Annotated in this window: 18 protein-coding genes and 1 tRNA gene; 4 read left to right on the forward strand and 15 right to left on the reverse strand. The window is 63.4% G+C overall.

Going from position 1 to position 21,762, the window contains the following annotated elements; all coding sequences use genetic code 11:
• Positions 1-127: 127 nt before the first annotated feature.
• The 4 genes from F7R02_RS10975 to grxD form a co-directional block, all read right to left on the reverse strand.
• Positions 128-3,346, reverse strand: a complete 3,219-nt coding sequence (locus F7R02_RS10975; RefSeq protein WP_078590165.1) for a TonB-dependent receptor — start codon at positions 3,344-3,346, stop codon at positions 128-130.
• A 626-nt stretch (positions 3,347-3,972) separates the two neighbouring features.
• A complete protein-coding gene (locus tag F7R02_RS10985; protein WP_003485603.1) occupies positions 3,973-4,572 on the reverse strand; it encodes a YhgN family NAAT transporter in 600 nt (199 codons plus the stop codon).
• Positions 4,569-5,312 (reverse strand): SDR family NAD(P)-dependent oxidoreductase, encoded by a 744-nt coding sequence (locus F7R02_RS10990; protein WP_078590166.1) that lies wholly within the window; start codon positions 5,310-5,312, stop codon positions 4,569-4,571. Before F7R02_RS10990 ends, F7R02_RS10985 begins: the two co-directional genes overlap by 4 nt.
• Positions 5,309-5,629, reverse strand: coding sequence for a Grx4 family monothiol glutaredoxin (gene grxD / locus F7R02_RS10995; protein ID WP_078590167.1), 321 nt, complete (start codon positions 5,627-5,629; stop codon positions 5,309-5,311). Before grxD ends, F7R02_RS10990 begins: the two co-directional genes overlap by 4 nt.
• 121 nt (positions 5,630-5,750) lie before the next feature.
• Here grxD and F7R02_RS11000 point away from each other — a divergent pair, with 121 nt between their 5' ends.
• Entirely contained in the window at positions 5,751-6,329 is a 579-nt protein-coding gene (locus F7R02_RS11000; protein WP_003485595.1) for a superoxide dismutase, read from the forward strand.
• A 140-nt stretch (positions 6,330-6,469) separates the two neighbouring features.
• On the opposite strand, the gene F7R02_RS11005 is transcribed toward F7R02_RS11000, so the two are convergent.
• Together F7R02_RS11005 and purE are read right to left on the reverse strand one after the other, a co-directional pair.
• Positions 6,470-7,615: a 5-(carboxyamino)imidazole ribonucleotide synthase gene (locus F7R02_RS11005; RefSeq protein WP_078590168.1), complete on the reverse strand. Its 1,146-nt coding sequence runs from the start codon at positions 7,613-7,615 to the stop codon at positions 6,470-6,472.
• On the reverse strand, positions 7,612-8,115 hold the full coding sequence (gene purE, locus F7R02_RS11010; RefSeq protein ID WP_003485592.1) for a 5-(carboxyamino)imidazole ribonucleotide mutase: 504 nt from the start codon (positions 8,113-8,115) through the stop codon (positions 7,612-7,614). The genes F7R02_RS11005 and purE overlap by 4 nt, the downstream gene beginning before the upstream one ends.
• A gap of 58 nt (positions 8,116-8,173) precedes the next feature.
• On the opposite strand from purE, the gene F7R02_RS11015 reads away from it, so the two are divergent.
• From F7R02_RS11015 to F7R02_RS11025, 3 genes are all read left to right on the forward strand, one after another.
• Positions 8,174-8,443, forward strand: coding sequence for a Trm112 family protein (locus F7R02_RS11015; RefSeq protein ID WP_078590169.1), 270 nt, complete (start codon positions 8,174-8,176; stop codon positions 8,441-8,443).
• Positions 8,440-9,327, forward strand: coding sequence for a carboxylating nicotinate-nucleotide diphosphorylase (nadC, locus tag F7R02_RS11020; RefSeq protein ID WP_078590170.1), 888 nt, complete (start codon positions 8,440-8,442; stop codon positions 9,325-9,327). The genes F7R02_RS11015 and nadC overlap by 4 nt, the downstream gene beginning before the upstream one ends.
• 62 nt (positions 9,328-9,389) lie before the next feature.
• Complete coding sequence (locus tag F7R02_RS11025; RefSeq protein WP_078590171.1) at positions 9,390-10,442, forward strand: DUF2272 domain-containing protein; 1,053 nt, start codon at positions 9,390-9,392, stop codon at positions 10,440-10,442.
• A gap of 221 nt (positions 10,443-10,663) precedes the next feature.
• On the opposite strand, the gene pnp is transcribed toward F7R02_RS11025, so the two are convergent.
• The 9 genes from pnp to nuoN all read right to left on the reverse strand — a co-directional run bounded on the left by pnp (position 10,664) and on the right by nuoN (position 21,753).
• Positions 10,664-12,778, reverse strand: a complete 2,115-nt coding sequence (gene pnp / locus F7R02_RS11030) for a polyribonucleotide nucleotidyltransferase (protein WP_003485585.1) — start codon at positions 12,776-12,778, stop codon at positions 10,664-10,666.
• Between the two features lie 168 nt (positions 12,779-12,946).
• On the reverse strand, positions 12,947-13,207 hold the full coding sequence (gene rpsO, locus F7R02_RS11035; protein ID WP_003485583.1) for a 30S ribosomal protein S15: 261 nt from the start codon (positions 13,205-13,207) through the stop codon (positions 12,947-12,949).
• A gap of 156 nt (positions 13,208-13,363) precedes the next feature.
• On the reverse strand, positions 13,364-14,290 hold the full coding sequence (truB, locus tag F7R02_RS11040; RefSeq protein ID WP_078590172.1) for a tRNA pseudouridine(55) synthase TruB: 927 nt from the start codon (positions 14,288-14,290) through the stop codon (positions 13,364-13,366).
• A gap of 79 nt (positions 14,291-14,369) precedes the next feature.
• Entirely contained in the window at positions 14,370-14,762 is a 393-nt protein-coding gene (gene rbfA, locus F7R02_RS11045) for a 30S ribosome-binding factor RbfA (protein WP_005914265.1), read from the reverse strand.
• Positions 14,763-14,902: 140 nt separating this feature from the next.
• Positions 14,903-17,617, reverse strand: coding sequence for a translation initiation factor IF-2 (infB, locus tag F7R02_RS11050; protein WP_003485576.1), 2,715 nt, complete (start codon positions 17,615-17,617; stop codon positions 14,903-14,905).
• A gap of 95 nt (positions 17,618-17,712) precedes the next feature.
• Entirely contained in the window at positions 17,713-19,224 is a 1,512-nt protein-coding gene (gene nusA, locus F7R02_RS11055) for a transcription termination factor NusA (RefSeq protein ID WP_005914268.1), read from the reverse strand.
• A 4-nt stretch (positions 19,225-19,228) separates the two neighbouring features.
• A complete protein-coding gene (rimP, locus tag F7R02_RS11060; RefSeq protein WP_033484490.1) occupies positions 19,229-19,819 on the reverse strand; it encodes a ribosome maturation factor RimP in 591 nt (196 codons plus the stop codon).
• A gap of 197 nt (positions 19,820-20,016) precedes the next feature.
• Positions 20,017-20,093: transfer RNA gene (locus F7R02_RS11065), tRNA-Met, on the reverse strand.
• Positions 20,094-20,292: 199 nt separating this feature from the next.
• Positions 20,293-21,753 carry an NADH-quinone oxidoreductase subunit NuoN gene (nuoN, locus tag F7R02_RS11070; RefSeq protein WP_003485567.1) on the reverse strand — a complete coding sequence of 487 codons (1,461 nt, stop codon included), beginning with the start codon at positions 21,751-21,753 and terminating at the stop codon, positions 20,293-20,295.
• Between the last annotated feature and the right edge of the window lie 9 nt (positions 21,754-21,762).

A 21,762-nucleotide genomic window follows, 5' to 3' on the forward strand; every position in this document is an offset into this window, starting at 1 on the left:
ATCTCGCGCCGGGTCTGCTTGCGCTTGCCCAGGCCCTCAGCGTCACCGAACGTCAGCTGCATAGATGATCCTCTACATGATGAGGCGGGTAGTGTCGCGTATCTGTGGTGCGTTGTTCAGAGCTTCCCTAGAACTGGTAGCGGAAGCCCAGCTGCAGCGCCCAGCGGGAGATGCCCTTGTCGTCGTAGATGGTCGCGGCATCCGGCTGATTGAATCGGTAGACGTACTTGCCGGTGCTGGCGTCGATACCACCGTATTCGACAACGCCGCGCATGCCGGGAAACGCGTATTCCTCAACGCGACCCCATTTCTTGTTCAACAGGTTGCCGACGTTCATAACGTCCAGCCAGATCTGCGCCTTGTTGCCATCGACAAAGCCCGGAAGCTCCTGCTCGATGTGCAAGTCGAACTGATTGACCCAGGTATTGCGCGCTGCATTGCGCTGTGCAACCTGCCCCTTGTGGGTGGACAGATATTGATCGCTGTTTACGAAGTTCCAGAACGCTGCTTCTTCGGCAGCCGAACCGAAGCGCACATCGCCAGGCCCCTCTGGGATGTAGAGCAGATCGTTCAAGCGGCCGTCGCCGTTGGCGTCGTTGTCAAAGGTATAGCTGTAAGGCCGACCGCTACGCCCCTGGTAGACCAGACCAACTTTGGTCGCATAGTCGCCGAAGAAGTTGTGCTTCCACTGCAGGGTGCCGAGGAAGCTATTACGAACTTCGTACGCAGATGTCGCATTCACCTCTTCATTGGCCTGGAACACGGCGGTATTGCCCAGCTGAGAACTGGAAGTGGAGCTGGTCAGTCCGCTAACTTCGTCAGCGTTGGCAAAGGTATAGGCCAGGCTCCAGGACCAGTCGCTATCGTTGAATGGCTTGTTCAAGCCGACAGTTAGGCTCTGGCTGCCACCCTTGTTGGTCGGACGCGCGATGATGGCATCGTTATAGGAGCGATAGCGATTGCCGCGTGCATCCACCGAAACACCTGACGGCTGCGCACCGTTGACGTTCCAGTTGGCCGGATTTAAGCCAGCCTGATTCCAATAGATCAAACGGCCGTCCTGACCGATTGCCGACGGGCCACGTGCATCGGCCAAATTGAGTTGCTGGTAGTAAATCGCTCCCTTGACCTTGGTGACGACACCTTCGATAGACGCGACCACACCATACCAGGGCAGCTCTGTATCGAAAGCGAGATTGGCTTTCCACACGGAAGGCTGACCCAGGTCTTTGTCGACGAAATCCACCGATTGCGTGGCACCGCTGACGGTGCCGTTGCCGCGCGGCTGATTGTCGACGTCAGGCGTGAACCGGATGTTGTTTTGGTTAACCAGAGCCACGCTCGAGAAGTTGTAATCGGTATAAGCCAGACCGGTATTGGAGTATGGGTTGGAGAGCCAAACCGATGCTGCAGCGCCTTGGAATAGGCCTACACCGCCGCGCAGCTGCGTCGGGCGATCAGCATCGAAGGTGTAGTTAAAGCCGAAGCGCGGTTGCAGCAGGCCATTGCCATCGATGGTCTGATCGTTGCGCACGCCGAAGGTCGCCGACGCTGCCGCGTTGTACTGCGGGCTGTTCTTGACCAGGGGTTCGTCGTAGCGGACACCGAAAGTCAAGGTCAGATTGTTGTTGACCGACCAGGTATCCTGCAAGAACAGGCCGACGTTTTTCATGCCCCACTTCGCGGCGATATCGTCAATATTCCCGCTATTGGATTGCGAGTAACGATAGTTCGCCGGACGATTGTTGCGGTAGTCATCGATCGAATTGAAGGTGTAAGAACCAAATACACGCTGCGCAAACAGGTTGAAGATGTCGTTGTCTTCGTAGTCGGCGCCGAACTTCACTGTGTGATCGTTTAGATACAGATTGGCCGCGAAAAACGCGTTCCAGGTCTTGGTCTGCAGTTCGTTGGCCTGGGTGCTCTGTTCGGTACCCAGGTTTACGAAGTTGTTACCCACACGCACGCCAACTGCCGGCAACCGCGACGCCGCATCACGAACCGCAGAGTAGTCGCGGTAAGACACCTTGGCTTCAGTGGAAAACTTTTCGTTCCAGTCGCTGAACAGCTGCGCGGTGTAAGTCTCGAGATTGAAGTTGCGCACGTAGTGGTAGGAGTTCAGCGCCAACGAAGTGTTGCTGAAACCATTGAGGTTGGCAGTTTCCTGCTCAGACTTGCCATAACGGAACGATGCGCGATGCTTGTCGCTGATATTCCAGTCGATCTTGATGCCCTTCTCTTCCGACTCGGAGTCGAGCGCCGGCAGAGTCAACGTGCCCGGATCGAAGCCGTAGACGTTACGGGAGATGTTGATGATGTCATCAACCTGAGCCTGGGAAACATTGACGATGTTGCTGGCACCGGAACCTTGCGGACCGTAGCCGGAGGCACCGGTGAACACGCCTTTGCCGTCGTACTTTTCATAATTGGCGAAGAAGAATAGCTTGTCCTTGACGATAGGCCCCCCGAAGGTCAGACCGTAGGTCTTCTCGTTGTCGAACAGCTGCGGGCGGATGCCGTTTTGATTCTTGCCTGACCAATCGTTGTCACGATAGGTGCCGTAGACCGACCCGTGAAACTCGTTGGTGCCGGACTTGGTGACCGCATTGATCACGCCGCCGGTGCCACCGGTAATGGTGACGTCGTAGTTGGCCACGTCCACCGAGATTTCATCGATGACGTCCATCGAGAACGGCTGGCGCGGGGTCGGCAGGCTGTTGGATTCCAGGCCGAAGGCGTCGTTGGTGCTGATGCCGTCGACGCGGATCGCGTTGTAGCGCGGGTTCTGGCCGGCGATGGAGATTTCGTTGCGCGCCTTGTCGGTTTGCGCGACGCGCGGATCCAGGCGCACATAGTCCTGCAGGTTACGGTTGATCGACGGCAGCGACTCGATTTCTTCGCGGGTCACGTTGGTACCGGTGCCCATCTTGTTGGCGCTGAAAATGGCCGAGCCGTAGTTGCCGGCGATCGCCTGCACGGTGCCAAGCGTCGCCAGATCGCCACCCAGGGCGGCATCGACCTGGTTGACCTTGTCCAGATTCAGATACACACCTTCGCGGGTGGTGTTGCCAGCGCCCGAGGCGGTGATGGTGATGGTGTACGGCCCGCCCACACGCAAGCCGCGCGCGTTATAGCGTCCGCTGGCATCGGTGGTGGCGCGGCTGACCGTTCCGGACTCCACGTGCGTAATGGTGACTTCGGCGTTCGGGACGGGCTGGCCGCCGCTGCCGGTCACCAGGCCGGCGACGCCAGCCGAGGTGCTTTGCGCAAACACAGGAGCGGCGGCGAGCGCGGCGACAAGGCCAAGCGTCAGCTTGGACATGCGGAGATAACGGGGGTGGGTCATTTCGGTAGCCTCGATACAGGTTGGGCAGTGACAAAAAGGCGCAGTCAGCCCAACCGTTCCCGGGGGTGGGCTGCCGATGATCTGGGATCCCTTGCCGCGCAACTGGTTGCTGCCGCAACGGTTAACAACAGATTAACACGCTAAGGCCTGATTGTGACGACGGCGTGACAAACTTCGCGCGCTGCTACATGAATTGCGAAGGTAAGGCGGAGTCGCCAAATCGTGCAAGATCGCAACCGGAGCGAGACGCACGTTGCGCCTTTGGAGCTGCCGAGTCGGCAGATACGATCAACAGGCCCAAACGCCTGCCTTCGGCCAATGCATGCGTGCTGCACATGGGGTTGCCACATGGCCATGCACTCCGCCGACTATGACACTCCACTTGCCGTCTTGCTTCACTGACCGATCGACCTCAAGACAGTCGCCAGCGGCCAAGGGCGACCCGTCCCCATCGTCCAGAAACCATCACGTGGCACCGCGACTGTCTGGGCGCCACGTTGCGCTAGTCAGTCGCTGGAACCATGGGCCGCGAGCACGTAAACCACGCCAGTGCGGGTTGAGACCTAGCCCATCGGCGCACATTGCGGCCATACCCCGAGGTAATCGGCAAGCCGCCGAGAGCTGCGCTAGATCGACACCGGCAACTTGAAGTACGTGCCCAGGCCGTCCAGGAACATCTGTACCGAGATGGCGACCAGCAGCATGCCCATCAGGCGCTCGATGGCCGTCAGGGCGCGGTGGCCGAGCAGTTTGTACAACAGCGGCGCGGCGGCCAGGATCGACGAGGCGCCGATCCAGGCGATCATCAGCGCAAGGCTCCAGTCCCACAGCCGCGTGGGCTCGTTGCTGCCCATCAGCATCACCGCGGCCATGCCGGACGGGCCGGCCACCAGCGGGATGGCCAGCGGCACGATGAAGGGCTCGCCGTCGGGGATTTCGCCCATCAGGCCCTCGGGCCGCGGGAAGATCATGCGGATGCCGATCACAAACAGCACGATGCCGCCGGCAATGGCCACCGATTCCTGCCGCAGGTGCATCAGCTCCAGCGCGTACTTGCCGCCCCACAGGAACGCCATCAACACGCACAGCGCGATCAGCAGTTCACGCGCAAGCACGAAGCGCTGGCGCTTGGGCGGCAGCGGCTTGAGCACGCTGAGAAACACTGGAATGTTGCCCAGCGGGTCGAGAATCAGGAACAGCAGCAGCGCCGCGGAAAGAATGGTCATACCGGCGGACTCCAGATCGCACCGCGATGCGTCGCCCCCGCGGCTGACAGCACGCCGACGCACGCAGGGGCGTAACGTGCGGCATCGACCGCGTCGTTGTCTTCGTGATGGGTGAAAGCGCGTGCGCGCAATGCGGTGCGCATCGGGCCGGGCTGCAGGCCGCTGACGCGCACCGGGCCGGCGGCGGTTTCATGATGCAAGGTTGCGATCAAGCCGCGCTGCGCATGCTGGGCGGCGCCATACGCTCCCCAATAAGCCTGACCCACACGCGCGGGGTCGTCCACCACGAAGACGACTGCCGCATCGTCCTGCTGCCGCAACAGCGGCAGGCATGCCTGGGTCAGCCAGGCGCGCGCGGTCAGGTCGACGTGCAAGGTCCGTGCGAAATCTGCAGGTGAGACGAGTTCGGTTGGCGTCAGGCCGGAAAAGTCGGCGGCGCAGTGCAGCAGGCCATGCAGGCCACCAAGCTCGGTCTGCAACCGTTGCGCAAGCGTGGCGTAGTCGTCCGGCGTGGCGCCGGCCAGATCCAGCGGATATAGCAGCGGCTCGTCACCCAGCGCTGCAACCGCGTCGTAGATGCGCTCCAGCGGGCGCACCTTGCGACCAAGCAGGACCACCGTGGCGCCTGCCGCCGCGCATGCCTGCGCCGCAGCGGCGCCGAGGCCACCAGCGGCGCCGGTGATCAGCACGACACGTCCCGACAAGGCAGCCGACTGCGACTGGGCCTGCACCGAACTCACGGCTGGTACGCCTCGCTGACGATGCGCTTGAGCTCGCCGGCTTCGAACAGCTCCAGCGTGATGTCGCAGCCGCCGATCAGCTCGCCATGGATGAACAGCTGCGGAAACGTGGGCCAGTTGGAGTAGCGCGGCAGATTGGCGCGCACTTCGGGTTCTTCCAACACGTTGACCGTGCGCAGTTGGTCGGCACCGGCGGCGACCAGGGCCTGCACGGCGCGACTGGAAAACTCGCACATCGGAAATTGCGGGGTGCCTTTCATGAACAGCACGATCGGGTGTTTTTCGACTTCGGCCTGGATCCGTTCCATCACCGGCATTGGACTCTCCTGACTGGGAGCGGCAGGCCCGACCGCCGGGTCGGATAGACTTCCGCAAAGGCGCGCATTGTAAGCCTTCAGCGCGACCTATCGCCGCACTCCCTTCGCTGCCACTGACATCATGCCGATCGAACACGTTGCACTGCCCTACTCCCGCGCTGCCCTGGAACCGCATCTGTCGTCTGCGACACTGGAAGCGCATCACGGCGTCTGTCACCGCAGCGAGGTCGAACAGCTCAACGCGCGCCTGGAAGGCAGCGAATTGGCCGAGCTGACGCTGGAAGAAATCATCGCCCAGGCGCAGGGCACGTTGTTTCATCTTGCCGCGCAGGTGTGGAACCACAATTTCTATTGGCAGTGCCTGCGTCCGCGCGCTGGCGGGGAGCCGCTTGGGCGGCTGGGCGAGGGCATCGCCAAATCGTTCGGCGACTTCGTGCATTTCAAGCAGGAGTTCAATCGTGTGGCCTTGACCAGCTTCGGCTCGGGCTGGGTGTGGCTGGTGCAGCGCCCGGACGGCGCGTTGGCGGTGGTCGCCACACCCAATGCCTCCACCCCGCTCACCGGGCCGGACGTTCCGCTGCTCGCCTGCGACATCTGGGAGCATGCGTATTACCTTGACTACCAGCAGGATCGCGCGCGCTACCTGGAGGCTTTCTGGAAGCTGGTGAACTGGGATTTTGTCGCAAGCCGACTGGGCTGACCTGCCCGCTCAGCTTTCAGTCGCAGATGCAGACTGGCTCATCTGCTGAAACATTGCAGGACGGGTCCGCGTCCGACACCGACTTGCCTCGCAGACAGCGCGCGACGTCGCACGTCATGGCCACCGACATGCTGCGCGCATCACCCTTCGTTCAAACGCGCAACCACCGGCTGGGCTTGCGCATCGCGCTGCAGCGCCGCGCCGGCATCGCTCACTGCCAGCGCAAGCGCCTGCGCCGTCTCCGCGCGCAGCGTTGCGTGCCCCACCTTGCGTCCATCGCGCGCTTGCTTGCCATAGTCGTGCCAATGCCCACCGGGCACCGCCAGAAACGCCCTGGCGTCTGGCATCGCACCCAGCCAGTTGAGCATGCAGGCGTGGCCACGCATCGCAGTACTGCCCAGTGGCAAGCCAAGGACCGCCCGCACATGATTTTCGAATTGCGAGGTCTCGGCGCCTTCGATGGTCCAATGCCCTGAGTTATGCACGCGCGGCGCCATTTCGTTGGCAAGCAACTCACCGTCGCGCACGAATAGCTCCAGCGCAAATACGCCGACGTAGTCGAGCTTTTCCGCCACGGCACGCGCGTGCGATTCGGCCGAGGCTTGGAGTGCCGCCTCCACGCTGGCCGGTGCCAGGCTGGCCGACAGCACACCGTCCACATGCCAGTTTTCGGTCAATGGCCAGGCGCGGAATTCGCCATCGCGCCCACGCACTGCAACCACGCTGACCTCGCGCTGGAACGGCACGAACGCTTCCACGATCAATCCGACGTGCGCCGCCTGTGCGCCCAGCGCGTCCCACGCTGCATCGGCATCGGCGAGCGACTTGATACGGAACTGGCCCTTGCCGTCGTAGCCGAAGCGGCGCGTCTTCAGCACGCAGGGCGTGCCGATCCGTGCGAGCGCTGCATCCAGGCCGGCGCGGTCGTCGATCGCGGCAAACTCCGGCACCGGAATGCCGAGCTCGCGGAACAAGGTTTTTTCGCTGAGCCGGTCCTGCGCAACCGCAAGCGCAGCCGGACTGGGAAACACCGGCACCTGGGCGGCAAGTTGCTGCGCGCTGGTGGCCGGCACGTTTTCGAAATCGAAAGTGATCACATCCACCTGCTCGGCGAATGCGGCAAGGGTCGCCACGTCATCGAACGCGCCAACCTGCAGCGGTGCCACCTGGCCAGCGCAGGCATCGGCTGCCGGATCGAAGACCGCAAAGCGTATGCCGAGCGGCGCACCGGCAAGTACAAGCATGCGCGCCAGCTGGCCGCCACCCAGAATACCGAGCGTGCTCATTGGCGCGGGTCGTCGCTGGCCATGACATCGTCGGTCTGCTTGGCGCGGAACTGCGCCAGCGCCTGACCGATCTGCGTCTGCTCCGGCGCCAGCATGGCCGCCGCAAACAACGCCGCATTGGCCGCACCCGCATTGCCGATGGCGAAGGTGGCCACCGGAATACCGGCCGGCATCTGCACGATCGACAGCAGCGAATCCATGCCGTTAAGCGCCTTGGACTGCACCGGCACACCAAGCACCGGCACTGCAGTCTTGGCAGCCAGCATGCCCGGCAGATGCGCCGCGCCGCCGGCGCCGGCGATGATCGCGCGCAGTCCACGGGCGCCCGCCTGTTCGGCGTAGGCGAACAAGACGTCCGGGGTGCGGTGCGCCGAGACCACCTTGACTTCGTACGGCACGCCCAGCGCGTCGAGCTTCTGAGCTGCGTGTTGCATGGTCTCCCAATCCGAACGGGAACCCATCACGATGCCGACCAGCGGCGCGGAGTGGTTGGAGGTCATGGCCCTGCCCTGCGGTAAAGACGTATTCTAGCCAATCTTCACGCAAGACAAGACTTCGATGGATCGCAAATTGCTCGACCTGCTGTGCTCGCCCGACACCCGCCAGCCGCTTTCGCTGCTCGACAGCAAGGGCCTGGAAGCACTCAATGCCGCCATCGCAGGCGGAGCCCTTCAGCGCGCCGACGGCGCCGCACAAACCCAGCCGCTGCGTGAAGCGCTGATCACCCGCGACCGCAAGCAGATCTTCCGCGTCGACGACGGCATTCCGGTGCTGCTGGCCGAAGAAGCCATCGCCACTGCACAAATCGCCGACTTCCCCGAGAAGTGAGCCTGCCCGTGCGCACGAACGTGCCGGACGCGCCACCCGTCGAATCGATCGAAGCGGATGTGGCGCGCGCCCTGGCCGAAGACATGGGCAGCGGCGATGTCACCGCCGCGCTGCTGCCCGACCAGGCCGACAGTGCCTACCTGCTGTGCAAGCAGGATGCGGTCATCGCCGGCCGTCCCTGGTTCGATGCCACCCACCGCGCACTGGACCCGCAGGTACGCATCGACTGGCAGGTGCACGAAGGCCAGCACGTCGGGGCCGGCACGGTGCTTGCGCTGTTGCAGGGGCGCAGCCGTAGCCTGGTCAGTGCCGAACGCACCTCGCTCAATTTCATGCAGACGCTGTCTGCCACGGCGACCACCACCGCGGCGTATGTGGCTGCGGTGGCCGGAACGCAAGCGCGCATTCTGGACACACGCAAGACGCTGCCGGGCCTGCGCGCCGCGCAGAAATACGCTGTGCGCTGCGGTGGTGGCGACAATCACCGCATCGGCCTGTTCGACACGGTGATGCTGAAGGAAAATCACATTCGCGCCGCCGGTTCGTTGAGCGCGGCCGTGCATGCCGCACGCGCGCAGCAACCGCAGTTGCCGCTGGTGGTCGAAGTGGAAACGCTGGAGCAGCTACGCGAAGCATTGCAGGTTGGTTGCACGCGCATCCTGATCGACGACTTCGACCAGGCCATGCGCCGAGAAGCGGTGCGTATCGTTGGCGCATTACCGCCAGAACGGCGCATTCCGCTGGAAGTTTCCGGCAGCGTGGATCTGGCCGGCATTCGTACGATTGCCGAAGCCGGGGTGGACTGCATTTCCATCGGCGGGCTCACCAAGCATGTGCAGGCAGTGGATCTGTCGCTCAAACTCGGCCCGCCGCCAGCGCGCTGATTTCACGCGTGCGCCCAGCCGGCTCTGGCAGCCTGCTGCGATGTTTCCGTGCAGGACCTGCAATGACCGTCAAACCTTGGCCGTGGATCTGCCTCTTGCTGGCAGGTATCGGAAGTAGCGCTGCGGCTGCTGAGGTGTGCGATATCCCGCCACGGTTCGGAACGAGTCCCGCCGCGATCGCCATCGTGCGCAGCGCCTGCAATGAGCACCGGTTATGGCAACGTCCGTTTATCGACGCCAAGGGTCGCCTGGCCAGCCTGGGCGTCACCGAAGCCGAATCGGGCTATCTGGCCGATCACGGCGTGGTCGCCTGGCAACGCGTTGCAGGCTACTGGCGCGACAGCGGCACGCTTGCGTCGATGGGCGGCAGGCCTGGCGCATCGAGCTGCGCGGCATTGGATGGCACGCGCTACACCGCCAGCGACTGCCGTGCATTTCTGATCGACAACCCATGGTCGGCCGCTTTCATTTCCTGGGTGATGACGCAGTCGGGGCTGAGCGGTTTTCATCGCTCCGCGCGGCATCTGGATTACATCCGCAGCGCCTACAACGACGGCGCTACCGGGCCGTACCGGTTCACCGATCCGGCAGCCGAGAAGCCGGCGCCCGGCGATCTGCTGTGTCTGCTGCGCGGCCGCAGCACCGCGATGGGCTATGCCGGCCTGAAGGCCGCGTTGGGCGGCAGCACACCGATGCCATGGCAGTCGCATTGCGATGTGGTGGTGGCTGCCAATGTCGGCGGCGATCGCACGCTATACCTGATCGGCGGCAACGTGTTCAACACGGTGATGATGCGCAAGATGCCGTTGGATCGTGCCGGCCGCGTCGTGTTACCGACACCGCAGTCGGACAGCACCCAGGACCAGAACGAAGACAGCCTGGGCATCGCCAGCGAATGCACGCCGGCGCACGAAGAATTGTGCGACTTCAATCGCCGCGACTGGGCCGCACTGTTGAAACTGCGTCCCGATGCGGCAGTGGCTGCGCCGCCGCCGACGGCGCCGCTGCCGACACCCGACACCGCGCCTGCAGAACAAACGATGCCGCCGGGCTTCCCGCGGGTCGTACCGCCGCGCCCGGAAGCACAGCCTTCGCCGACACAACAACCTGAGTAAGGTGATAGCCCCTCTCCTGTGGGAGAGGGGTTGGGGTGAGGGTACGTGACGGAGGCTTCGTTCAGCTCACAGCACGAGGCTCCGCCCGTACCCTCATCCAGCGCTGCGCGCCACCTTCTCCCGATGGGAGAAGGAATTAATACCAATCCCACACAACAAAAAAGCGGGCCGAAGCCCGCTCTTTCGTCATGCATCACGCGTGATGCATCAGCACGCAGCGATTACTCGGCCGACGCCTGCACGCCTTCGCCTTCTTCCACTGCCTTGATCGACAGGCGGATGCGGCCCTGCTTGTCCACTTCCAGCACCTTGACGCGGACCAGATCGCCTTCCTTCAACTTGTCGCCGACCTTCTCCACGCGCTCGCTGGAAATCTGCGAGACGTGGACCAGGCCGTCCTTGCCGGGCAGGATGGTGACGAACGCACCGAAGTCCATGATCTTGGCGACCTTGCCTTCGTAGATGCGGCCCGGCTCCACGTCCGAGGTGATCTGTTCGATGCGCGACTTCGCAGCCTGCGCAGCGATGGCATTGACCGAGGCGATAATGATCGTGCCATCGTCCTGGATGTCGATCTGCGTGCCGGTTTCCTTGGTGATGGCCTGGATGGTCGAGCCACCCTTGCCGATCACTTCGCGGATCTTGTCCGGGTGGATCTTGATGGTGAGCAGGCGCGGCGCGTAGTCGCTCAGCTCCTGACGCGGGGTGGTCAGCGCATGCGCCATCTCGCCCAGGATGTGCAGACGGCCAGCCTTGGCCTGCTGCAATGCCTGCTTCATGATCTCTTCGGTGATGCCTTCGATCTTGATGTCCATCTGCAGGGCGGACACGCCTTCGGCAGTACCGGCCACCTTGAAGTCCATGTCGCCGAGGTGATCTTCGTCGCCCAGGATGTCGGAGAGCACGACGAAGTCGTTGCCTTCCTTGACCAGGCCCATTGCGATACCCGCGACCGGCGCCTTGATCGGCACGCCAGCATCCATCAGCGCCAGCGAGCTGCCGCAGACCGATGCCATCGAGGACGAACCGTTGGATTCGGTGATTTCCGAGACCACGCGGATGGTGTACGGGAATTCTTCCAGGGTCGGCATCACTGCCAGCACGCCGCGCTTGGCCAGGCGGCCGTGGCCGATTTCGCGACGCTTCGGCGCACCGAAACGACCGCACTCGCCCACCGAGTACGGAGGGAAGTTGTAATGGAACAGGAAATTTTCCTTGTACTCGCCCGACACCGCGTCGATGACCTGACCGTCGCGCGCGGTGCCCAGCGTGGTGATCACGATCGCCTGCGTCTCGCCGCGGGTGAACAGCGCCGAGCCATGGGTACGCGGCAACACACCGGCCGTGGCGCTGATCGGACGCACGGTATCCAGTGCACGACCGTCGATACGCACCTTAGTGCTCAACACCGAGCCACGCATGGTCTGGTATTCCAGCTCGCCGAATTCCTTGGCCAGATCACCGGCAGCCCAGCCTTCGATGGTGGCGCGCGGCGCCAGTGCGCCCAGCACGTCCTTCTTGATCGCGGAAATCGCATCGCGGCGCTGCAGCTTGTCGCGCACCTGGAACGCCGACGCCAGCTGGTCGCCCACCGCTTCCTTCAGGGCAGTGATCATGCCGTCGTTCTTCGCCGGGGCCACCCAGTCGGACGGCTTGGTGCCGGCCTCGACGGTCAGCTCGTTGATGACGTTGATGACCTTCTGCATCTCGCGATGGCCGAACGTCACTGCGCCCAGCATGACTTCTTCGGACAGCAACTCGGCTTCGGACTCGACCATCAGCACCGCGTTGGCGGTACCGGCCACGACCAGCTCCAGCTGCGAATCCTTCAGCTCGGTCACGGTCGGGTTGAGGATGTATTCGCCGTTCTTGTAGCCGACCTTGGCGGCGCCGATCGGGCCCTTGAAGGGAGTGCCGGCCAGCGACAGTGCAGCCGAGGCGCCGATCAGCGCGGCGATATCGCCGTCGATGTCCGGGTTCATCGACATCACGGTGGCGATGATCTGCACTTCGTTCTTGTAGTCCTCCGGGAACAGCGGACGGATCGGACGATCGATCAGGCGCGAGATCAACGTTTCCTTCTCGGTCGCGCGTCCTTCGCGCTTGAAGAAGCCGCCCGGGATGCGGCCGCCAGCGTAGAACTTCTCCTGATAATCGACCGTCAGAGGAAAGAAGTCCTGCCCTTCGCGCGCGCTCTTGGCGGCGACGGCGGTGACCAGCAGTACGGTGTCGTCGACCTTGACGATCACGGCGCCGCCTGCCTGGCGAGCGATTTCGCCCGTCTCAAGAGTGACGGTGTGCTTGCCGTACTGGAAGGTTTTGGTGATTTTTGCCACGGAGGTTTTTTCCCTTAGGTATTGCTGTCTGCGTTGGACCGTCGTCGACCCATGCCGAGAACGGGCGGCCGGGAGGCTCCGGCCCAAGAGTGCGTATTGCTTGAAACGTCGTGCGATTGAACAAAACAAAACCGCGGCGCATCGCTGCGCCGCGGCGGTAGGACTCGATTAGCGGCGCAGGCCGAGCTTCTCGATCAAGGACTTGTAACGCTCGTTGTCCTTCTTCTTCAGGTAATCGAGCAGGCTGCGGCGACGGTTGACCATCTGCAGCAGACCACGACGGCTGTGGTGATCCTTCTTGTGGGTCTTGAAGTGGCCGGTCAGCAGCTCGATGCGCGCGGTCAGCAGAGCCACCTGCACTTCCGGCGAACCGGTGTCCTGGGCACTGCGCTTGTTGTCTTCAATAACTTTCTGGGTGTCGACGGACATGATGTTTTCTCGATAGATGCGTGGTCGACAGGAACGTGCATGACGCACCGTCGGACTCGCCGTTTGCTTAGGATGAGCGCGCTTGGCGCTAAGGTGCCCCGATCGGGGCCGCGAAATTGTAACGTCGCCCGGCCCAGGGAACAAGTTGACAAAATCTTAACAGGCCGGAATTTCGTTCAGTCCATTGAATAATCGTTGTGGCGACAAGCGCCCGTCGGCGTCCACCAAGCCTAGTCCCGAGGGGGTTCCGTCAGGTCCGAATACGGCCACCTGCCCCGTTGGAAATGCGGCATCACGCAAGCGCTGGCCCATGCGAAAACGCGCCGCGCGGGTTTGATCGAGCACGATTCGCGCAAAATCGGCCAGGCCGGCCTCGATCGGCAGCAATAGTGTCTGCGCCTCGGCACCCGCTTCCAAAACTGCCGACAACGCCTCCAGCGTGATCATCTGCGGAGCGCGAAACGGCTCCACCCACAGCCGACGCAGCGAGGCGATGTGCGCTCCACATCCCAGCACCTCGCCCAGGTCACGCGCCAGGCTGCGGATATACGTGCCCGAACCGCAGGTCACGCGCAGGCGCAGACGTGGGGCGCCGTAGCCCAGCACCTCGATCGCCTGCACATCCACCTCGCGCACCGGCGCTTCGATACGTTCGCCGCGTCGCGCCTTGGCGTACAGCGGCTCGCCGCCCTGCTTGAGCGCGGAATAAATCGGCGCCTGTTGCTGGATACGGCCGATGAAAGGCGCCAGCGCCGCCTGGAGATCGGCCTCGCTCAGATCCGGCACCGCACGCTCGCGCAGCGGCTCGCCGTCGGCATCGTCGGTGTCGGTGGTGACGCCCAACACGATCTCGGCGTCGTACGCCTTGGCTGAACCGAGCAGCAGTCCGGCGATCTTGGTCGCTTCGCCAAAACAGAGCGGCAACAGGCCGGTGGCCAGCGGATCCAGGCTGCCGGTATGGCCGCCCTTCTCTGCACGCAATAACCGGCGTGCGGCCTGCAGTGCATTGTTGGAGCTCAGCCCCGACGGCTTGTCCAGCAGCAGGATGCCGTGCAACGGGCGATAGACGATGCGGGGTTTCAAAGGATCGGTGCTCGAATCAGGCGCAGTGCGCGCCCGCGGGAATCAGGGCCGCGGCAGAAGCGGCAAGCCGTGACAGCGCTCAGCGCTGTTCGGCATCTTCGTCGCTGGACGTGGCCTCGGGGCCAACGTCGTCAAGGTCACGCAGCAGATTGTCGATGCGTTCGCCGCGATCGACCGAATCGTCGTAATGGAAGTGCAGCTCGGGTACGTGGCGCAGCTTCATCGCGCGCGCCAACTGCGTACGCAGCTGGCCGGCGATTTCCTTGAGCCCCTTGACCGCTTCGGCCGAACGCTCCTGCTGCAGCGCGGTGACGAAGACCTTGGCGTGCGCCAGGTCGCGACTGATTTCGACGTCGGACACGCTGACCGACGGCAGGCCGTGGTCGCGCACGGCCGCGTGCACGATCGTGCCGAGGTCGCGACGCACCTGCGCAGATACGCGGTCGGTGCGATGGAATGATTTGGTTGGCATGGTCGTGGACCTGGTTGATTCGGAGGGCCAGTAGGCACCGAAGCCAAAAACAAACGCGGGCGGCCATGCCGCCCTCGCCTTGCAGAACCTGCATTGGACAACGCAGGGCGGAGTCCGGGGCCCGCGGGCCCCGGCAGCCGTTACAGCGTACGGGCCACTTCGATACGCTCGAAGCACTCGATCTGGTCGCCGGCCTTGACGTCGTTGTAGGCCTTCACGCCGATACCGCATTCGGTACCGTTGCGCACTTCGTCGACGTTTTCCTTGAAGCGACGCAGCGATTCCAGCTCGCCTTCGAACACCACGACGCTGTCGCGGAGCACGCGGATCGGCTTGCTGCGCTTGACCACGCCTTCGATGACCATGCAGCCTGCAACCGCGCCGAACTTCGAACTGCGGAACACATCGCGCACCTGTGCGATACCGATGATCTCTTCGCGGATTTCCACGCCGAGCAGACCGGAGGCCACCTGCTTCACCTGATCGATCACGTCATAGATGATCGAGAAGTAACGCAGGTCGATCCCGTTGGACTCGACGATCTTGCGCGCCGAGGCATCCGCACGCACGTTGAAGCCGATGATCGTCGCCTTGGAAGCAGCGGCCGAATTCGCGTCGGATTCGGTGATGCCGCCCACGCCAGAATGGATCACGTTGATGCGGATGTCCTCGTTGGACAACGCCACCAGCGACTGCTTGAGCGCTTCCACCGAGCCCTGCACGTCGGCCTTGATCACCAGGTTCAACACCTGCTGGCCTTCGCCCTTGCCCATCTGGGCCAGGATGTCTTCCATGCGGTTGGTCGCCGAGGCAACCAGGCGCGACTCGCGGCGCTTGGTTTCGCGCTGCTGCGCCACGTCCTTGGCCAGACGCTCGTCGTCGACGACCACGAAGTCGTCGCCAGCTTCCGGCACGCCGGACAAACCCAGGACCTGCACCGGAATCGACGGGCCCGCCGAGGCCGGCTGATGGCCGGTTTCGTCGAACAACGCACGCACGCGACCGTACTGGATGCCGCACACCAGATAGTCGCCACGCTTCAGCGCACCCTGCTGCACCAGCACCGTCGCCACCGGGCCGCGGCCCTTGTCCAGCGAGGATTCGATGACGGTACCGCTGGCGCGGCCCTCGGCCACGGCCTTGAGTTCCAGCACTTCGGCCTGCAGCGAAATCGCGTCCAGCAGCGTGTCCACGCCGGTACCGAGCTTGGCCGACACTTCGATGAACTGGGTGTCGCCACCGAACTCTTCGGCCACCACGTTTTCGGCCAGCAGCTCGTTCTTGACCCGCAGCGGATCCGCGCCGGTCTTGTCGATCTTGTTGACCGCCACGATCAGCGGCACGCCTGCCGCCTTGGCATGCGCAACCGCTTCCTTGGTCTGCGGCATCACGCCATCGTCGGCGGCAACCACCAGCACCACGATGTCGGTGATCTTGGCGCCACGGGCACGCATCGAGGTAAACGCGGCATGGCCGGGCGTATCCAGGAAGCTGATGACGCCACGACCGGTTTCGACGTGGTATGCACCGATGTGCTGAGTGATGCCGCCGGCTTCGCCGGAGGCGATCTTGGTACGGCGGATGTAATCCAGCAGCGAGGTCTTGCCGTGATCGACGTGACCCATGATGGTGACCACCGGCGGACGCGACGTGGCCTCGCCCTGCGCATCCTCGGCATGCGCCAGCAGCGCGTCCTCGAAGTCGGCATTGTCGGCACGCACGGCTTTATGGCCGAGCTCTTCGGTCACCAGTGCCGCGGTGTCGTGATCGATGCTCTGGGTGATGGTCGCCATGACGCCCATCTTGAACAACGCCTTGACCACGTCGCCGCCCTTGAGCGCGAGTTTCTGCGCCAGGTCTGCAACGGTGATGGTCTCGCCGATCGCCACTTCACGCACCACCGGTGCGGTGGGGCGCTCGAAGCCGTGCGGGCCGCTGTTGGCCTGGCTGCCGCCACGGCCGCTGTCGTTACCGCGGCGCGAGGACGACGAACCCGGGCGACCGGTCGGCTTGCCGCGCACATTGGAACGCCGTGCGCGATCGGCAGCGGACAGATGCAACTGCCCGGCGAAGCGCTTGGTCGCATCGTCGTCCTCGACCCCGGCCACCATGACGTGCGAACCGCGCGTCTTGTGCTTGGCGGCATTGCTGCGGTCGTCCGCACGTGCCGGCGCTGCCGGACGCGAGGCCGGAGATGCACCCGCCGGGCGAGCCGCACGCGGTGCGGAGGACGGCGAAGAAGGCGAACGCGCAGCCGGCGCCGCGGCAGACGGCGTCGGCGCATCAGCAACCGGGGCCGGCGCACTGGCAGCCGCAGCGGCTTCCTCGGCAGCCTTGCGCTCGGCTTCTGCACGGTCCTTGGCGGCCTGCTCTTCCTCGCGCTTGCGCTGAATTGCTTCGTCGCGCACGCGGTCGCTTTCGGCCAGGCGCTGCTGCTCTTCGAGGTTGCGCTGACGCGATTCCTCGAGCTTACGCAGGATATCGGCGCGTTCTTCGTCCGGCGTCATCGGCGCGGCGCGGCCGCCACCTTCGTTCTCGGACTTCACGTAAGTGCGCTTCTGCCGCACTTCCACGTTGACCGTGGTTTTGGTGCGGCCGGCGTTGACAGTGACTTCCTGCAGCTTGCGCCGGTTGAGCGTGATTTTCTTGGCTGCTTCGCTCGCCGCTTCGGCAGACGTTTCGGCCTTGCCGTGCGTGCGACGCAGGAAGCCAAGCAGTTTCATCTTCTCGGTGCTGGTCACGACCTGGTCGGGACCGCTGAACTTCATTCCGGCCTCGGCCAGTTGAACCAGCAGTTTATCGACCGGCGTATTGACCAGTTCGGCAAGCTTGCGGATGGTGGTTTGCTGCGACATTCGGATCCTATGATCTGGTTGGCGCCCCCTCGCCCAGAGCAAGGGATACGCTGATTCTAAGCCCTGATGGGGTCAGGGCGCGGTTCATTGCCGGCTCATTCGCCGCGCTCCAAACGGGCGATCTCCTCGGCGCGGGCCGCCAGGATCAGCGCCGCAGCGCGCTCCTGGGTCATGCCCTCGATGCCGAAGTCGACGATCTCGTCCGCTGCCAGGTCGGACAAGTCCTCGCTGGTGCGCACGCCGTGCTCGGCCAGCGCAAAGGCCGTTTCCTCGTCCATCCCCTCCAGCGCCAGCAGGTCCTCGGTGGGCTGAGTTCCTTCCAGGCCCTCCTCCTCGGCCAGCGCGGCGTTCAGCAGCGCATCGCGGGCACGGGCGCGCAGTTCTTCAACGATGTCTTCGTCGAAGCCCTCCACCGCCAGCAACTCGCCGACCGGCACGTAGGCGATTTCTTCGACCGTGTTGAAACCTTCGGAGACCAGGATCGCGGAGATTTCCTCGTCCACTTCCAGGCGGTCCATGAACAGCTGGCGTGCCGCGGCCTGCTCGGCCTCGGACTTGGCGGCCACCTGGTCGGCGGTCATCACGTTGAGCTGCCAACCGGTCAGGCGGCTGGCCAGACGCACGTTCTGGCCACCCTTGCCGATCGCCTGCGCAAGGCGGTCTTCCGCCACGGCCAGGTCCATCGAGTGCTTGTCTTCATCGACGATGATCGACTGCACTTCGGCAGGCGCCATTGCGTTGATGACGAAGTTGGCCGGGTTCTCGTTCCACAACACGATGTCCACGCGCTCGCCATTGAGTTCGTTGGACACCGCCTGCACGCGCGAACCGCGCATGCCGATGCATGCGCCGATGGGATCGGTGCGGGCGTCGTGCGCGATCACGGCAATCTTGGCGCGGTCGCCCGGATCGCGTGCGCAAGCCTTGATCTCGACCAGGCCCTGGCCGACCTCCGGTACTTCGAGCTTGAACAGTTCGATCATGAATTCCGGTGCGGCACGGCTGATGAACAGCTGCGGGCCACGTGGCTCGGAGCGCACTTCGGCCAGATAACCGCGCACGCGGTCGCCGGGACGCAGCACGTCGCGCGGAATGCCCTTGTCCTTCGGAATGAAGGCTTCGGCGTTGCCGCCAAGATCGACAAAAATATTGCCGCGCTCTGCGCGCTTGACCACGCCGGTGATCAACTCACCCACACGATCCTTCCACGCATCCACCACCTGCTGACGCTCGGCCTCGCGCACACGCTGCACGATCACCTGCTTGGCGGCCTGCGCGGCGATACGGCCGAAGTCGGGATTCTCGATCTGTTCTTCGATGTAATCGCCCACTTCCACGCCATCGGCTTCGTCGATGGCATCCATCAGACGCACCTGGCGGTCAGGGGATTCCATCACCACATCATCGGCAACCACTTCCCAGCGACGGTAGGTTTCGTAAGTACCGTCCTTGTGATCGATGGTGACGCGGGCCAGCACGTCCTGGTCGGGATAGCGCTTCTTCGCTGCGGAAGCCAGCGCGGCCTCGATCGCTTCGAAGATCACCTCGCGCGGCACGCCCTTCTCGTTGGCGACCGCATCCACTACCAGCAAAAGTTCCTTGCTCATTTCGTCACTCCGCGCGCGGCTTGCCAGCCGCCGACTCGTTGGATGGTTTCTTCTTTTCGTGCCCGGGTTTTTTCGGGCCGGGCTTGTTCGGTTTCTGCGGTGCCAGACCCAGCGCAACCCAATCCGGCACGATGCGCGCTTTGTCGATATTGTCGTAGACGATCTGCACGTCCTTGCCATCGACGGCGAACACCACCGCAGCTGCCTCGGCATCGATGCGCAGGATCTCGCCCTGGAAGCGGCGCCGACCATCCTGCGCCAGCTTCAAGACGATCTTTGCCGACTCACCGGTGTGGCGCGCGAACTGTTCAAGCGTGAACAGCGGACGATCCACACCCGGAGATGACACTTCAAGCGTGTAGTTGCCGCTGATCGGGTCTTCGACGTCGAGCTGAGCGGAGACTTCACGGCTCACGCGCTCGCAGTCGTCGACATTGATGACACGCTCGGGCTGTTCGGCCAGCGGCACATCGATATATAGGCGCAAAGTGGCGCCGCCTGGAGCGGGAAGATATTCCACGCCCAGCAGTTCCAAGCCCAGGGACTCAACCGTTGGACTCAGCAGATTCGCGATTTCGGTCGCTTTTTCGCTCACAGACTGCCCTGATCAGATGATTGCCAGTAGAACCCCGGCAACCGGCAGCAAACTTTCCGGTTCCGGAAAAAACAAGGGGCCCGATGGGCCCCTTGCGTGAAAAAAGCCCGACCTCTCAGGGTCGGCGTAAAGACGGGAACATGCGTCCTTACGATCCAAGAAGCTGAATCACTGCGATGAAGCAACAATTCGAAACTTGGTAGCGGGGGCAGGATTTGAACCTGCGACCTTCGGGTTATGAGCCCGACGAGCTGCCAGACTGCTCCACCCCGCAGCAGAAGCGGAATTATGAAGAACTTGAGCGGCAATTGCAAGCCCTAGTTTTTTCATCTGTTGGACAGCGTGGCGGCTGTTCAACGTCGCGACGAATAATACCCGCAATGCAACAAAAACGAAACAGTAAACACGGTTTATTTCAGTGCGATGCCAACCACACGATGCGGCACTGCGAGACCCAGCGTTGCGTAGAGGCCTTACGCGAGGCCGGCGAACGCGCGCTGGCACCACACCATGATCGGACTCCAGGCCAGGCCAAGTGCAAGCAGGGCCAGCGCATTGACGCCGAGCACGGTACCCAGCACACGATCGTTATTGGCCGGCAACGGCTCGCCTACCGGCTCGTCGAAGTACATGACCTTGATGACGCGCAGGTAGTAGTACGCGCCGATCACTGCGCAGATCACGCCGACCAACGCCAGCCACAGCATGTCGCCCTTCACTGCCGCGCCCAGCACCGCCAGCTTGGTCCAGAAACCGAGGAACGGCGGGATACCTGCAAGCGATGCCATGATGCACAGCACCAGGCCAGCCATCCACGGATTGCGCGCGTTAAGTCCCTTGAAGTCGTCGATGTTTTCCGCTTCGAACCCATTGCGCGACAGCGCGATGATGGCGCCGAAGGACGCAGTGGACATGATCGTGTAGCTGACCGCGTAGAACATCGCGGCCGCGTAGCCTTCTTCCCCGCCGCCAGCCACGCCCATCAGCAGGAAGCCGATATGCGAGACCGTCGAGTACGCGAGCATGCGCTTGAGGTTGCTCTGCGCAATGGCCATCAGGTTACCGACCACCAGCGACACCGCCGACAAGCCGCCGATCAGCAGATGCCACTGCGGCGACAACGGACCCATGCCGACTTCCAGCAGGCGATAGGCCATACCGAACGCTGCAAGCTTGGGCGCCGAGCTGATGAACAACGCGATCGGTGCAGGCGCACCCTGATACACGTCGGGCAGCCACATGTGGAAGGGCGCAGCACCGAGCTTGAAGGCGACGCCGGCGATCATGAAGATGGTGCCGGTCAGCAGCAACGTGCGCTCGTTGGAGCCTTCGATCGCATCATGGATGCCGGCCAGGCTGAGCGTACCGGTGGCGCCGTAGACCAGCGACATGCCGTACAGCAGCAGACCCGACGCGAGGGAGCCCAGGACGAAATACTTCATCGCCGCTTCGGTGGCCAGGCCATTGTCGCGGTTGGAGGCGACCAGTGCGTAGGAGCACAGCGCCAGCAGCTCCAGACCCAGATACACCATCAGCAGGCTACCGGCCGATGCCAGCAACATCATGCCGGCGGTGGCGAACAGTACCAATACCGGGATTTCGCCCTGGTAGAGATTGCGCTCGCGCAGGTAGGTCCAGCCGTAGACCAGGCTCAGCCCGCTGACCAGCACGATCACGGTCTTCATGACATCGGCCGCGGTATCGCGGACGAACATGCCGTTGAAGATATCGCCCTGCCCGCCCGTGCCGGTCGCAAGCAACACGAGCACCACGGCAAGCACGGCAACGGAGAACAGGTGGGTCCAGACCTTGTTCCGCTGGCTCACGAACAGGTCGAGCATCAGCAGTGCGAAGGCGCCGCCGATCAGCACCAGCTCCGGTACGAGCGGAGCCAGGTCAGCGGTGGTCAACGGCGCGAGCGTTGGCGTGGTCATCATTAAATC

It is taken from the genome of Xanthomonas cissicola, assembly GCF_008801575.1.
GTDB lineage: Bacteria > Pseudomonadota > Gammaproteobacteria > Xanthomonadales > Xanthomonadaceae > Xanthomonas > Xanthomonas cissicola.

Bases quoted from the DNA above. Each gene is read 5' to 3' on its own strand.
- infB (WP_003485576.1), bottom strand. From the start codon at position 17,617: ATGTCGCAGCAAACCACCATCCGCAAGCTTGCCGAACTGGTCAATACG.
- F7R02_RS11025 (WP_078590171.1), top strand. From the start codon at position 9,390: ATGACCGTCAAACCTTGGCCGTGGATCTGCCTCTTGCTGGCAGGTATC.
- F7R02_RS10985 (WP_003485603.1), bottom strand. From the start codon at position 4,572: ATGACCATTCTTTCCGCGGCGCTGCTGCTGTTCCTGATTCTCGACCCG.
- F7R02_RS11005 (WP_078590168.1), bottom strand. From the start codon at position 7,615: ATGAGCACGCTCGGTATTCTGGGTGGCGGCCAGCTGGCGCGCATGCTT.
- grxD (WP_078590167.1), bottom strand. From the start codon at position 5,629: ATGCCGGTGATGGAACGGATCCAGGCCGAAGTCGAAAAACACCCGATC.
- nusA (WP_005914268.1), bottom strand. From the start codon at position 19,224: ATGAGCAAGGAACTTTTGCTGGTAGTGGATGCGGTCGCCAACGAGAAG.
- rbfA (WP_005914265.1), bottom strand. From the start codon at position 14,762: ATGCCAACCAAATCATTCCATCGCACCGACCGCGTATCTGCGCAGGTG.
- nuoN (WP_003485567.1), bottom strand. From the start codon at position 21,753: ATGACCACGCCAACGCTCGCGCCGTTGACCACCGCTGACCTGGCTCCG.
- F7R02_RS11000 (WP_003485595.1), top strand. From the start codon at position 5,751: ATGCCGATCGAACACGTTGCACTGCCCTACTCCCGCGCTGCCCTGGAA.
- F7R02_RS11015 (WP_078590169.1), top strand. From the start codon at position 8,174: ATGGATCGCAAATTGCTCGACCTGCTGTGCTCGCCCGACACCCGCCAG.
- F7R02_RS10975 (WP_078590165.1), bottom strand. From the start codon at position 3,346: ATGACCCACCCCCGTTATCTCCGCATGTCCAAGCTGACGCTTGGCCTT.
- rpsO (WP_003485583.1), bottom strand. From the start codon at position 13,207: ATGTCCGTCGACACCCAGAAAGTTATTGAAGACAACAAGCGCAGTGCC.
- purE (WP_003485592.1), bottom strand. From the start codon at position 8,115: ATGACCTCCAACCACTCCGCGCCGCTGGTCGGCATCGTGATGGGTTCC.